Raw genomic sequence first — 12,764 nt, forward strand, 5'->3', positions numbered from 1 at the left:
GCAAAAACTTTTTGCCGTTGACGAACCGGGGAAAATGTTCTATAATTGAATCGACAAAAATTTGCAAAATGCAGGAGATGAGATGCATCATGAAAAAACGAATCCTACTGATTGTATTATGTCTTGCTGTCGCTGCCGCAGGCACAGTTTTTTTGATAGAAAAGCTGAAAAGCAAGCCGGAAGACAGTCTGATGGCATACACTGCCATGATAACAGCGCGCAACTATGAAGAGATGTACAATCGGCTTTCTGATGACAGCCGCAGTACTGTTGATCACGACACTTTTGTCAGCCGGAACAAAAATATCTATGAAGGCATCGACGCTCAAAACATTACGGTCCAAATTGACGAAATCACAAAGGAGGGGCGCAACCGCCGGCTTTCCTATACCATTTCTATGGATACCGTAGGGGGAAACGTCTCCTTTTCCTGCAGTACGATTTTTAGTAAAAACAAGGAATTTGGCTGGGGTCCTGATTGGGATGACAGCATGATTTTTCCTGACTTGACCGCAGAAGACAAGGTGCGGGTCACCACCTCCAAGGGCAAAAGGGGCAGTATTTTAGACCGCGATGGAAGTCCACTGGCCTCCGATGGCACAGCCGATTCTGTTGGTCTAGTACCCGGTAAAATCACCGACAAAGAAACAACTTTAAAATCCATGGCAGAGCTTCTTCAAATCACCCCGGAAGACATTGAAAACAAATTGTCCGCATCCTGGGTCAAAGACGATTCCTTTGTCCCGGTCCGCACCATTACTGCCGGTAATTCCACTTTGAAAGAACAGCTTCTGGCTTTGCCCGGTGTCATGATTACCAGCACGGATGCGCGGGTATATCCTCAGGGAGAAGCCTTTGCTCACTTGACCGGATATGTCCAGGCTGTTACCGCAGAAGACCTTGAAAAAAATCCGGACAAAAACTATACCACACAAAACGTTATCGGCCGCACCGGACTGGAAGCGCTTTACGAGGACACCCTGCGGGCGGAAGACGGCTGTGAAATCTACATTGCTGACAAAAATGGAAAACGCAAAAGTAACATTATTGCCCGTCCTGCCAAGGACGGAACCGATGTGAAGCTGACCATCGATACCGGACTACAAAGCGCTCTGTATGACCGCATGAAACAGGATAAGGGATGCGCCGTAGTGATTGATCCTACCAACGGAGAAACGCTGGCGCTAGTAAGCACGCCATCCTATGACCCCAATGCCTTTGTCAACGGCATGACCGAATCGCAGTGGCAGGGACTGAACGAAGATCCTGCCATGCCCATGTACAACCGCTTCAAGGCCGCTCATTGTCCCGGTTCTTCTTTCAAGCCCGTCACCGGTGCAGTTGGCCTTACCTCCGGCAAGCTTAGCGCCCAGGAGGATATGGGACACAGCGGTCTTGCATGGCAGAAAGACACCAGCTGGGGTGATTATAAAGTAACCACCCTAACCGAATATTCTGGTGCAGCCAACCTTACAAATGCACTGATTTATTCAGATAACATTTATTTTGCTAAGGCTGCGCTGAAAATCGGTGCCGACACTATGGCACAGGGGCTCAGCAGTTTAGGCTTTGGTCAAACCATGCCATACACTTTCAGCTTAACCGCCTCTTCCTTTGGCAAAGACGGCGCTTTTTCCGGAGAGATTGATCTTGCAGACAGCGGCTTTGGACAAGGCGCAGTACTGGTTAACCCCATTCATATGGCATCCATATACTCTGCCTTTGTCAATCAGGGATCCATGATCCAGCCCTGGCTGGTCTATGGTGAAGAACCCGAAACACCTTATTTGAAAGAACAGGCCTTCTCCCCTGATGCCGCCCAGGCCATTCAGGACGCCTTGGTTCAAGTTATTGAAAATCCTGGCGGTACCGGACATTCCGCCGCGATTTCCGGCGTGAAACTGGCAGGTAAAACCGGAACCGCAGAAATCAAACAGTCTCAGGATGACCAAACCGGCACGGAGCTTGGCTGGTTCAACGCCTTTAACCTTGACAGCGACACTCCCCGGCTTGCTGTTGCCATGATCGAAGATGTCAAAAACCGCGGCGGCAGCCACTATGTAATTCCCATTGTCAGATCCATTTTTGAATAAGGAACACGCCTTCGCTTTGCCTTTGACACTGCCCCCCTCCGCTACAGAATTTTTAAAAATGCCGGACAAACAAGGACTGCGCCCAACGGTTAAACATAGTAAATGTTTAACCGTTGGGCGCGGTTTGTTTTTTTATATATATTATTTCTTTTAAAAATCCAATTCCTCCGCATAGGGAATGGAAATACTGGAACCCTTTCGGCTGACCGTGACCGCAGAAACTTTTCCCGCATATTTTACGGCATCAGACAGATCCGCACCATCCGTCAATTTGACACACAACGCCCCAATAAAGCTATCTCCTGCCGATGTAGTATCCACCGCATGAACCTTTTCCGCCGGGCAAAACATGACGTTATCCCCTATATTATAAGCACACCCCTGTTCTCCCCGGGTAATAATCACCGTTTCCGCGCCCCGCCCTCTTAACTGCTGTATGGCAGATACACAGCCTTCTTCCGAATCGGTACAAATTCCGGTTAAGGACTCTGCTTCATGCTCATTGGGCACCAAGACATCTGTCATACCAAGCAAGGTATCGGGCAGTTCCCGGGCGGGTGCCGGATTTAAAAACACCATCGTCCCATGCGCCGCAGCAATTTCCGCGGCCCGTATCACCGATTCCAGCGGAATCTCCAGCTGCATCACCACACAGTCGGCCTCCGCAATGAGCGACTCTTTCTGTTCAATCAACGCAGGAGTAACCAAATTGTTAGCGCCAGGGCTGAGTATAATAAAATTATCTCCGCCGGCAACCGTAACCAAGGCGATGCCCGTAGCCTCCTCTTTGCTTTCCATTCCCTGAAATGAAATTCCATACTCCTGCAGGGTATGAAGCAGCAACTGCCCATGGGTGTCACAACCCACTGCTCCCAAAAAGGAAACCTCTCCGCCCAGCTTAGCCACTGCCGCCGCCTGATTCAGTCCCTTACCACCGGCTGCAGTGGAAAACTCATTTCCCGGTATGGTTTCTCCCAGTTTAGGCATCCGGGAGGTATGTATGGTCAAATCCGCATTTGCACTGCCAACTACAAGAATCTTTTTCATTCTTTTTTCTCCTTAATATGTTTCATTGTCATTTTAACTTTATCTTTAATGGATACCGTTCCAATCCCAAAAATGGACGTGTGAAGCGTATCACCAATGGGGTTTCTCCAATACGCAGGAATATTTTGAATTCCCCTTGCCATTCCTAAAACAGACCCGGCCGTTGCACCGTTACAGTCCGTATCAAAGCCGGTTTGCACCGCCATGCAGATGGTTTTTCCATAATCGCCGCCACCATATAAAAGAGAAGCAGCAACGATTTCCGCATTGGAGATCGTATGACACCAGTCATGCGCCGAAAATTCATCAAATCTTTGATGGATCTTGTCAAAGCATTCCTTCTCTGTCACTCCGCCATGAAAATCCTCCAAAACGGAAACAATTCCCTCATACAACCGGGAGGTGTGCGGGATCTGACCAAGACCGCCCCAAATAATGTGCTCTAAATTATCGTCCACGGCGGCAAAAGCCAACATTGCAGCAGCAAACATTTCGCCGTATATTCCATTTTTGGTATGGGAAATGGAGGCATCCCGCCAAGCCATTTCCGCCGCGGTTTCCGGATCACCCGGATTGATATAACCAAAATAATCTCCCCGGATTTGAGCCCCTATCCACTCCCGATACGGATTTTTATACATAGCTGACTCCGGCGGCGCATATCCCTTGACAAAATTGCAAAAGGCCACCCGTTCCGCCGTACAATAAGCATCCTTGCTCTGGCTTTCCAGCCAAACCCGGGACATATCATATGGGGTGAAATCTCTGCCGCATTGCTCTATGGTCTTTTGCGCCAGAATGACATAATTGGTGTCGTCATCCACAGGCATACCGTCGATTTCATCCGCATACGCCCGAAGCTCCAGAGGAAAACTGTATTTTTTACAGATTTCTTCATTAATATCACTGCGGTAAATATACCGGTGCATGGGATAGTTTCTCGTTTCTTTCAAGAAGGGGATTAGTTCATCCGTCCTCATACCCTCTACCGTTTTCCCCAGCATACAGCCGCAGATCCTTCCCATCCAGGCTCCGTAAATTTTTTCTTCTGTAACCGGCGCTCCAGATGAAACCGCAAAAGACGGTTTTTTCTGCAACGCTTGAATCTCTTCTAGTCCGGACGGTTCTATATAAGCATAATCCGACCTTTGCGCCGCATTTAATACAATGTGGAACAGAATATCTCCAAATTGTTCCCGAATCGTTCCCTTCGGCAATTTTGCCACCGCTTCAAACAGATCTTTATAATTTTTAATATCCAGTCCTTCCTCTATAGACTGCTGGTATTCCGTCAAAAGATCCGAGGTGTATACCTCCCATTCATGCAGGTTCCCATATTCAGGCTTGATGGTCTTATTTCCCATTTCTCCAGCAATTCTGGCATCGTTTCCCAAAACCAGCGCATCCAAAGAAAGGTTAAAATAACGGGAAATTTTTATAATATGCTCCAGATCCGGTACGGTACTACCATTTTCCCATTTCTGTACCGCCTGTCTTGACACCCCAAACAGCTCCGCAAATCCCTCCTGAGACATTTTTGCATCTGTTCTCAGCTTATAAATCATCTTCTGAATTTTCATACAACAGCACCTCCTGTAAAATACTGCTTTTATCATACAAAATAAAGCAGCATTTCTCAACCAAGGCCAAAATACATTTTATGCAACTTAAAGTTGCGTCGTTTTATAAAAACAGGAGTGTACCATGATTGGCACACTCCTGGCTTCTACCGCCTGATTTGCAAAAAATGCTCCACGGAAGCAACAGCATTGGCACCATCGGAAGCGGCGGTAATAATTTGGCGCAGTTTTTTTGTCCGCAGATCCCCTGCCGCAAAGAATCCGGGCACAGAGGTAACACCGGTTTCGTCGGCCTTGATAAAGCCGCCTTCATCCTTGCTCACCGTACTAGGAATCCACTCACTGTTAGGCCGAACGCCTACGGCAATAAATACGCCATCCAAAATCAGTTCCTCCTCAGTGTTAAGCAAAATCCGCTCCACCCGGTTTTCTCCGTCAATTTCCAACACCTGGCTGTTCCAAACTGGTTGGATCTTTGGGTTGTTCAAAACCCGTTCCGCCAACGCGCGCCCAGCACGAAGGTTGTCTCTGCGGTGAACCAGATAGACTTTTTCGCATAGGTTGGCAAGATAGAGTGCATCCTCAGCCGCCGTATTGCCACCACCCACTACGGCTACCGTCCGACCGCGGAAAAAGGCTCCATCGCAAGTAGCACAATAACTAACGCCTTTGCCGGCCAGCCGATCTTCACCGGCCACCCCCAGTTTTCTATGCCGGGCACCCGAGGCAGCAATGACCGTTTTTGTCAGATATTCCCCTTGCTCGCCTATCAACAAAAAATTCTGCTCCTGCCGCTTCACTTCCTGAATATGGTCAGTTATAAATCCTGCACCCAAGCTTTCTGCATGCTCCCGCATTTTGGCAGAAAGAGAAAACCCATCCGCCGACGCAAAGCCAGGGTAATTATCGATCTCAGAGGTATTCATCATCTGGCCGCCAGACACTGCCGCCTGCTCGATTACTGCAAAATCCAACATGGCACGGCTGGCATAAACCGCCGCCGCCAGTCCCGCCGGCCCCGAACCTATAATTAGGGTATCATATATTTTCATGGATCTATCCTACAGCGCCACATCGGCCAATTCTGCCAACTGCGCCTTGGTAATCACGCCTACGCTGGAATTAACCAACATACCGTTTTTAAACACCAGTACGGTAGGCACTGACATAATGTCATACTGGCGGGCCAAGGGCATCTGCTCATCAATATCCACCTTGCAGACCTTAACCTTTCCCTCTGCACTCTTTGCAAAATCCTCTAAAATCGGACCAAACATTTTACAGGGGCCGCACCAGGTTGCCCAGAAATCCACAACAACCGGAAGTTCCGACTGTAAAACCTCTTTTTCAAACGTATCTACTGTAACATTCAACATAATTTTTCCTCCTTTTTCAACTTATATTATTAGAGTCCCTTTTTTATTCCAATTCTATTCCGTGTAAAGCTTTTTCAACATCGTAAACGCAGGCTCCAACCACTTTTCCGCATCTAAATTCTCTACCTGCCCCGCATCGCAGGCGGCTGCCGTTTCCGGATCAATGGGCAGCTGACCCAAAACCGAAAGGCCATAAGTATCCGCAACCTCCTGAAGCCGGCTTTCTCCAAACACAGCAATTTTCTCACCGCATTTGGGACAAACCGCATAGCTCATATTTTCTACCAAACCCAGAATGGGAATATCCATCATCTGTGCCATTTTTACCGCTTTTCCTACTATCATAGAGACCAGTTCCTGCGGCGAGGTCACCACTACGATTCCATCAACCGGCAGGGACTGGAAGACGGTAAGAGGCACATCGCCGGTACCTGGCGGCATATCCACAAACATAAAATCAATATCGTCCCAAACCACATCCGTCCAAAACTGCTTCACCGTACCAGCAATCACTGGCCCTCTCCAGATTACCGGATCCGTATCGTCGGGCAACAGAAGATTGACCGACATTACGGATACTCCACCGCCGCTCACCTGGGGCAATATCCCGTATTCACTGCCTTTGGCCTTTTCGGTGATTCCAAATACCTTAGGGATAGACGGCCCGGTTACATCCGCATCCAGAATGCCGCAGCGGTAACCTGCTTTTTGCATTCCAGAAGCCAGAAGAGAGGTGATCAAGGATTTTCCCACTCCACCCTTACCGCTGATAACACCTATCACTTTTTTTATAGAACTCATTTGATTGGGAGCCGCCGCAAAGCTTTGGGGCTCCGTCCTATCCCCGCAATTTTCAGAGCAGGAAGAACAGTCATGTGTACATTCACTCATTTTTACTACCTCGGTTCTCTTTGATTTGGCACCATTTTGGGCCGTCTTGTATTTCCTCTATATTATAGCCTTCCGTCGCCTTACTGTCAACCGTCTATTTGCTATCTTTTCCGATCCGCCGGACTAAATCTGCATAGATGTCTGCAGACTGTTTTTTCAAGATACCGGCAGCTCTTTCTGCCTCGGCTCGGGAACCGGCAAAAATCTGAAGTTCCAAAAGCGGCTCATTTGCATCCAGCATCTGCAAAGACGCCATATACTGATACGGCGCAACCGGTAAAATCTCGGTCTTAACCGCGTTAGGGTCTGCCTGTTCGGCAAACTTCATGGCGCCTACCGCCTCCTCAATCCGCCGGCGAATACTCTTTGGTACCCGTTCAAAAAAGAAGGAATTGGTATCTGCACCTTTTTCAGTCAGAGAAAAGCATTGGTCATTGCGATAATACTTACTCTCCACATAGCCGTCCTCAATCAATTCGTTGAGCATCACCGCCAGATCAAAATATCCCATTACCTCTTTTTCCCAGGTCAAAACCTCGGACAGATCTGGCATGTTCATGGGCTCCACATGCCGCTTTAGGGTATATAAAATGGCAAACTTCATTTCATCGTGCTCTAAAAACATCTTCCCACCGCCTTTTACTTATTTTCATAATCAGTATACGGCTTTTGGTGCGGAAAATAAATACCCACCAGACCAAGTCCCGCATGGGAAGTGATGATCGGCCCAATTTTCATTACTTTAATTTCAGCAGGCTTCACCTTTTCCTCTACCATTTTGGAAAGGATCTCTACCTTATCCTCTGCATCGGAATGAAGAATATATACCGTATTCTTTTCTGGTGATTCCATGCGTTCCTGGGCATATTGTACCAGCACTGACATGGCTTTTTTCAAGCCTCGCACCTTGCGGTATGCCTCCACAAGGCCACCGTTAATATTTAAAATCGGCTTAATATCAAGCATGGTACTGATGGCCATGGTAGTAGCCTTAATTCTTCCGCCCTTTTTCAAAAAAGTCAGATCATCCACTACAAAATACGCTGTATCCCTTGTATAGCACATATGAAGGAAAGTGAGTATTTCCTCCTTGCTTTTTCCTTCCGCTGCCATCTGCGCCGCTGTCACCACAGGATAGCCGATCACATAGGCAAACATCCGGGAATCCACTACTGTAATATCAAAACCTTCTTCCTTGAGTTGCTCTGCCACCAGACAGGAGGTATTATAGATTCCGCTTCCGTTTGAGGAAATGGTCACATGGATAATCGAATCTCCGTCCGCGCCCAAGCGGCGATAAACCGACTCCACATCTGCTGGGCTCATTTGGCAGGTGGTAGGAATCTCATCCGTCTGCCGAAGCAGGTCATAATATTCCTCCGGGGTAAAATCCCGATCCGCACAAATAGTTTTATCCCCCAGATAAATCATAAACGGCAGGATTTCAATATTTAATTCTTTGGCTGTGGCCGCCGGAATATCCGCCGCGGCGTCCGTCATGATTCTGAGCATGGCAATACCCCCTGTTTTTCTAAATTTTCAAATCCAAACTGGCGTAGCACCTCATAGGCAATCACTGCTACCGAATTGGATAAATTCAGCGAACGCTTGTGCACCTTCATGGGAATCCGGATGCACTTTTCAATATGCTCCAAAAGCAAATCTTCTGGCAACCCTTTGGTCTCCTTACCAAACACCAGGAAAATTTCCTTCCCACCATTGTCACAATAGTTTACCCCTGCATAATCCCGAGGCGCTTTGGTAGTACAATAATAAAAATCACCATTGGGATACGCTTTTAACACCTCGTCAAAGCAGGCATATTCATGAAGTTCCAGTTCATCCCAGTAATCTAGTCCGGCCCGCCGCACCTGCTTTTCGCTAATATCAAACCCCAAAGGATGCACCAGATGTAAAGGCGCACCAATGACCGAACAGGTCCTTGAAATATTGCCGGTGTTAGCGGGAATTTCCGGTTCCACCAGCACAATATGCAGCCGCATCACGACCGCTCCTTTCTATGTCCAAAATTTACGGTCCAACGACCGATACTGTATCGCTTCTGCCAAATGGGACGCTTCGATGCACTCGCTTCCGTCCAGATCGGCAATGGTCCGCGCCACTTTTAAAATCCGATTATGGGCCCGGGCGCTCAATCCAAGTCGCTCATAGGATTCTTTCAACAAAGCAGCTCCGTCCGGCTTTAGTGCACAAAATTCCTCCATCATGGCCGGTGTCAGCCGGGCATTGGAATAGACTCCGCTCCCCTGATAACGCCGATGCTGCAATTCCCGTGCACGATCCACTCTTTTTTTGATCTCTGCCGACGTTTCCGCCGCATCACTTTTCTGTTCCAGTTCCTCATAAGGTACCGCCCGTACTTCAACCTGGAGGTCGATCCTATCAAGCAGAGGACCACTGACCCGGCTGAGATACCTCTTGATCTGTGCCGGCGAACAGTTGCATTCATGGGCAGGATCACCGTAATAACCACAGGGGCAAGGATTCATAGAAGCCACCAACATAATATTACATGGATAGGAATAAGCCCCGCTGGCCCGCGTGATGGTCACCATTCCATCCTCCAACGGCTGACGCAGGATCTCCAGCGCCTGCTTTTGAAACTCCGGCAGTTCGTCCAAAAATAAAACGCCATGGTGCGCCAAGCTAATTTCTCCAGGGCGTGGCATGCTTCCACCGCCAGTAAGCCCCGCGGCTGAAACCGTATGATGCGGGCTCCGAAACGGCCGGGTCAAAACCATAGGCTGATTCTGCGGCAGTTTCCCAGCGATGGAGTGTACCTTGGTGACCTCCAGCGCCTCTTCAAACCGCAAATCCGGCAAAATAGAAGGAATACGCTGGGCTAGCATGGTCTTGCCCGATCCCGGAGGGCCGATCAGTAAAAGATTATGTCCGCCGGCAGCTGCCACCTCAATGGCACGCTTCACGTTCTGCTGGCCTTTGACCTCAGCAAAGTCCGGCCCGTTCTGGGCAGCTTGCCGCAAAAGCGCCTCAACATCCACCTTGCAAGGCTGTATCTGCTTTTCTCCCATAAGGTGCGCTGTCAGTTCTTTCAAACTTTCTACACCATAAACTTCTGCCTCAGCAACCACTGCCGCTTCCCGGGCATTGGCGCCGGGAAGATACACCCTGTGTACTCCACTTTGATAAGCCGTAATCGTCATAGGCAAAGCGCCCCGCACTGGCCGCAAATGGCCATCCAAGGACAGTTCTCCCAAGAAGGCTGCATTCTCTGCCACAGCAGCAGGAAGTTGACCAGTGCTGATTAAAATTCCCAACGCAATGGGCAAATCCAGGCATGCTCCTTCTTTTTTCACGTCCGCCGGAGCGAGGTTGACCACTATCCGCTTTCCTGGTATCTGAAATCCTGCCTGTTTGACCGCAGACCGAATCCGCTCTTTTGATTCCCGCACCGCGGCATCCGGCAGTCCCACAATCTCCCAGGATGGAAGTCCCGGACTGACATCGGTTTCCACTTGAATCCAGTGCCCCTGCATACCGCTAAGTCCTACACTATTGATTCTGGCTATCATAGGTCTTACTCCTCTGTTTTTTATATTTCCACATACCGCTGTTCCCGCTCTGCCCGGGCAAAATAACCGGAGGCCAGCACTGGCTCAAACAACACCCCTTCCCGGATCTTGATCTCGGGATGCGCCACAGTGCGCGAAATGGCACGGTAAACAAAATCCGCTGCCAAATTAGCTGCATCAATCAACGGCATTCCCTTAACCAGGCCACCGGTTAATACACTGGTATACACATCTCCCGTGCCGTGAAACGGTCGATTAATATAACCACAATTTATCTTATAATATTTCTTAGTTTGGGGATCACAAACTGCCACACACATAGAATTTTCTGAATCCATCACACTGGTAATCACTGCCGCGCCGGCGCCCATGTCACAAAGGCCCCGGAGCATCTCCCGGATCTCTGCATTGCACAGTGGATGATTGGGATATGGTATATCCAAAAGCAGGCACGCCTCTGTCACATTTGGTGTAATAATATCTGCCATAGCAGACAACTGTTTCATGCCGCCAATCAGGTTTTTCATTCTATCACTGTACACAGTCTGTACATCCAAAAGGGCATTGTCCCCCATAACCGGATCCACCACGGCCAAAGCTCCCTTTGTTCTCTGCTCCGTCATAAACTCAGCGGTAATATCAATCTGCCTCTCTGAACTCATATATCCACTATAAACCGCATCAAAGCTAAGGCCGATCTGCCGCCAATGGGCAATAATCTTAGGCATTTCCTCTGTCAGGTCACAGAGAGTATAATTCTGAAATTCATAGGTATGCGTAGATAGCACCGCCGTGGGCAAAGGGCAAACTTCCACCCCCATGGCAGACAGAATGGGAATCGCCTCGGTCAATGATACCTTTCCAAATCCCGACAGGTCATGGATGGCCGCCACCCGGGGTATTACTCTATTGTTTTGCATATACAACCCTCTTTTTAAAAATATTCACTGTCTATCTGTCTAAGTTCCTCTATGGTAAGCTCCCGCAGCTGACCAGGCAAAAGCGCTTCATCCAGCAGGACGCCGTTAATCGCCGTCCTTTTCAAATAGATCACCCTTTTCCCGGCCGCCGCAAACATTCGCTTAATTTGATGGTACTTTCCCTCCATAATAGTAACCTCTGTCTCCGACACCGCTCCAGAGGTCAAAATTTTTAATTCTGCCGGGCGGGTCACATACCCATCCTCCAGCAGGACGCCACGAGCAAACAGAGCTACATCTTCTTCCGTGACATTCCCCTCCACCCGGGCAAAATAACGCTTTGGCACATGATGCGCCGGACTGAGAAGCCGGTGTGCCAGAATACCATCGTTCGTCAGCAGACAAAAGCCCTCTGTATCCAGATCCAGCCTTCCCACTGGAAACAAATCAAAATGCTGATATTCCTCCGGCACCAGATCCAGCACCGTTTTATGATGCTTATCCCAGGTGGCAGAGAGATAGCCTCCGGGCTTATGAAGCATCAGATATACATATTTCCGATACTGCATTCGGGTATCCCTTAAAAAAACCTGTGCCGTTTCCGGCACCACCTGTGTTTCTGGCCGGGGCTTCGGCACACCCTCCACCCGCACCAATCCACTTTTAATCAGCTTTTTAATCTCGCTTCGGGTGCCGGCACCACAGTCTGCCAAATATTTATCAAGACGCATCTTCCACCTCATATTTTTCTCATTTTCCGCATAGGCTTTACAAAGAAATGGAGGAAAAACCTATGATCAATTTTTTTAAAACCCGGAAAATCCTTCTGCTGACCCTGCTCGCCGCCGCGGTGACAGTAGGGATTATTTTTCTGCTTTTTGGTGCCGATTCGGAAGTCAATCAAAAAAATCTGGATTTTATCCGTTCTTATGGCTGGGAAGTAGAGGAAAATCCGACAGAGATTGCCCGGCTGACCATTCCAGAAGAATTTGACACTGTTTTTAATGCTTATAACGAACTGGCACAAAACGCCGGTTTTGACCTGACCCCATATAAGGGTGTTAAAGCCACCCGATATTCCTACCGGGTCTTAAACCACCAGGATTCTGATTCGGGCTTGATCCGTGCTAATATTTTTGTCACCAAGGACGGCATTGCCGCCGCTGACATTTCCTCCCTGGAACTGGGTGGATTTTTAATACCTATCAGTGACACCTCCGGACAGATCCCAGCACAATAAAATTATTATACCATATCTTTTTCATAAATTCCATACATATTGTTAAATTTTTATTGAAATCCG

General features: G+C 48.5%; 13 protein-coding genes. 2 read left to right on the forward strand and 11 right to left on the reverse strand.

The genetic code is table 11. The features are described 5' to 3' along the window. Positions 1–89: 89 nt before the first annotated feature. Complete coding sequence (locus tag INF28_RS00795; RefSeq protein ID WP_226391556.1) at positions 90–2,093, forward strand: penicillin-binding transpeptidase domain-containing protein; 2,004 nt, start codon at positions 90–92, stop codon at positions 2,091–2,093. 150 nt (positions 2,094–2,243) lie between these two features. Here INF28_RS00795 and rbsK read toward each other — a convergent pair whose 3' ends face one another. The 11 genes from rbsK to INF28_RS00850 all read right to left on the reverse strand — a co-directional run bounded on the left by rbsK (position 2,244) and on the right by INF28_RS00850 (position 12,204). Next, on the reverse strand, positions 2,244–3,140 hold the full coding sequence (gene rbsK / locus INF28_RS00800) for a ribokinase (protein WP_226391557.1): 897 nt from the start codon (positions 3,138–3,140) through the stop codon (positions 2,244–2,246). Then, on the reverse strand, positions 3,137–4,720 hold the full coding sequence (locus INF28_RS00805) for an ADP-ribosylglycohydrolase family protein (RefSeq protein WP_226391558.1): 1,584 nt from the start codon (positions 4,718–4,720) through the stop codon (positions 3,137–3,139). Before INF28_RS00805 ends, rbsK begins: the two co-directional genes overlap by 4 nt. 146 nt (positions 4,721–4,866) lie before the next feature. After that, positions 4,867–5,772 carry a thioredoxin-disulfide reductase gene (gene trxB, locus INF28_RS00810; RefSeq protein ID WP_226391559.1) on the reverse strand — a complete coding sequence of 302 codons (906 nt, stop codon included), beginning with the start codon at positions 5,770–5,772 and terminating at the stop codon, positions 4,867–4,869. Positions 5,773–5,781: 9 nt separating this feature from the next. Further along, positions 5,782–6,096, reverse strand: a complete 315-nt coding sequence (trxA, locus tag INF28_RS00815) for a thioredoxin (protein WP_226391560.1) — start codon at positions 6,094–6,096, stop codon at positions 5,782–5,784. A gap of 54 nt (positions 6,097–6,150) precedes the next feature. Further along, a complete protein-coding gene (locus INF28_RS00820; protein WP_226391561.1) occupies positions 6,151–6,987 on the reverse strand; it encodes an Mrp/NBP35 family ATP-binding protein in 837 nt (278 codons plus the stop codon). Between the two features lie 94 nt (positions 6,988–7,081). After that, positions 7,082–7,612, reverse strand: coding sequence for a DUF4364 family protein (locus INF28_RS00825; protein ID WP_226391562.1), 531 nt, complete (start codon positions 7,610–7,612; stop codon positions 7,082–7,084). Between the two features lie 14 nt (positions 7,613–7,626). Continuing rightward, complete coding sequence (locus tag INF28_RS00830) at positions 7,627–8,499, reverse strand: DegV family protein (RefSeq protein WP_226391563.1); 873 nt, start codon at positions 8,497–8,499, stop codon at positions 7,627–7,629. Continuing rightward, positions 8,484–8,990, reverse strand: a complete 507-nt coding sequence (locus tag INF28_RS00835) for a tRNA (cytidine(34)-2'-O)-methyltransferase (RefSeq protein WP_226391564.1) — start codon at positions 8,988–8,990, stop codon at positions 8,484–8,486. The genes INF28_RS00830 and INF28_RS00835 overlap by 16 nt, the downstream gene beginning before the upstream one ends. 15 nt (positions 8,991–9,005) lie before the next feature. Further along, positions 9,006–10,541 carry a YifB family Mg chelatase-like AAA ATPase gene (locus INF28_RS00840; RefSeq protein WP_226391565.1) on the reverse strand — a complete coding sequence of 512 codons (1,536 nt, stop codon included), beginning with the start codon at positions 10,539–10,541 and terminating at the stop codon, positions 9,006–9,008. A 20-nt stretch (positions 10,542–10,561) separates the two neighbouring features. Further along, positions 10,562–11,461 carry a pyridoxamine kinase gene (locus INF28_RS00845; protein ID WP_226391566.1) on the reverse strand — a complete coding sequence of 300 codons (900 nt, stop codon included), beginning with the start codon at positions 11,459–11,461 and terminating at the stop codon, positions 10,562–10,564. A gap of 14 nt (positions 11,462–11,475) precedes the next feature. Continuing rightward, positions 11,476–12,204 (reverse strand): pseudouridine synthase, encoded by a 729-nt coding sequence (locus tag INF28_RS00850; RefSeq protein ID WP_226391567.1) that lies wholly within the window; start codon positions 12,202–12,204, stop codon positions 11,476–11,478. A 50-nt stretch (positions 12,205–12,254) separates the two neighbouring features. Between INF28_RS00850 and INF28_RS00855 the strand changes: the two genes are divergently transcribed. Next, positions 12,255–12,701 carry a DUF4830 domain-containing protein gene (locus INF28_RS00855; RefSeq protein ID WP_226391568.1) on the forward strand — a complete coding sequence of 149 codons (447 nt, stop codon included), beginning with the start codon at positions 12,255–12,257 and terminating at the stop codon, positions 12,699–12,701. Positions 12,702–12,764: the final 63 nt, after the last annotated feature.

This window comes from Ructibacterium gallinarum (assembly GCF_014982785.1).
Taxonomy (GTDB): Bacteria; Bacillota; Clostridia; order Monoglobales; family Monoglobaceae; genus Ructibacterium; species Ructibacterium gallinarum.

Excerpts from the sequence above, each read along its gene's own strand:
- INF28_RS00795 (WP_226391556.1), top strand. The coding sequence starts at position 90 with ATGAAAAAACGAATCCTACTGATTGTATTATGTCTTGCTGTCGCTGCC.
- INF28_RS00820 (WP_226391561.1), bottom strand. The coding sequence starts at position 6,987 with ATGAGTGAATGTACACATGACTGTTCTTCCTGCTCTGAAAATTGCGGG.
- INF28_RS00825 (WP_226391562.1), bottom strand. The coding sequence starts at position 7,612 with ATGTTTTTAGAGCACGATGAAATGAAGTTTGCCATTTTATATACCCTA.
- INF28_RS00855 (WP_226391568.1), top strand. The coding sequence starts at position 12,255 with ATGATCAATTTTTTTAAAACCCGGAAAATCCTTCTGCTGACCCTGCTC.
- INF28_RS00805 (WP_226391558.1), bottom strand. The coding sequence starts at position 4,720 with ATGAAAATTCAGAAGATGATTTATAAGCTGAGAACAGATGCAAAAATG.
- INF28_RS00835 (WP_226391564.1), bottom strand. The coding sequence starts at position 8,990 with ATGCGGCTGCATATTGTGCTGGTGGAACCGGAAATTCCCGCTAACACC.
- INF28_RS00840 (WP_226391565.1), bottom strand. The coding sequence starts at position 10,541 with ATGATAGCCAGAATCAATAGTGTAGGACTTAGCGGTATGCAGGGGCAC.
- INF28_RS00845 (WP_226391566.1), bottom strand. The coding sequence starts at position 11,461 with ATGCAAAACAATAGAGTAATACCCCGGGTGGCGGCCATCCATGACCTG.
- INF28_RS00850 (WP_226391567.1), bottom strand. The coding sequence starts at position 12,204 with ATGAGGTGGAAGATGCGTCTTGATAAATATTTGGCAGACTGTGGTGCC.
- trxB (WP_226391559.1), bottom strand. The coding sequence starts at position 5,772 with ATGAAAATATATGATACCCTAATTATAGGTTCGGGGCCGGCGGGACTG.
- rbsK (WP_226391557.1), bottom strand. The coding sequence starts at position 3,140 with ATGAAAAAGATTCTTGTAGTTGGCAGTGCAAATGCGGATTTGACCATA.
- trxA (WP_226391560.1), bottom strand. The coding sequence starts at position 6,096 with ATGTTGAATGTTACAGTAGATACGTTTGAAAAAGAGGTTTTACAGTCG.
- INF28_RS00830 (WP_226391563.1), bottom strand. The coding sequence starts at position 8,499 with ATGCTCAGAATCATGACGGACGCCGCGGCGGATATTCCGGCGGCCACA.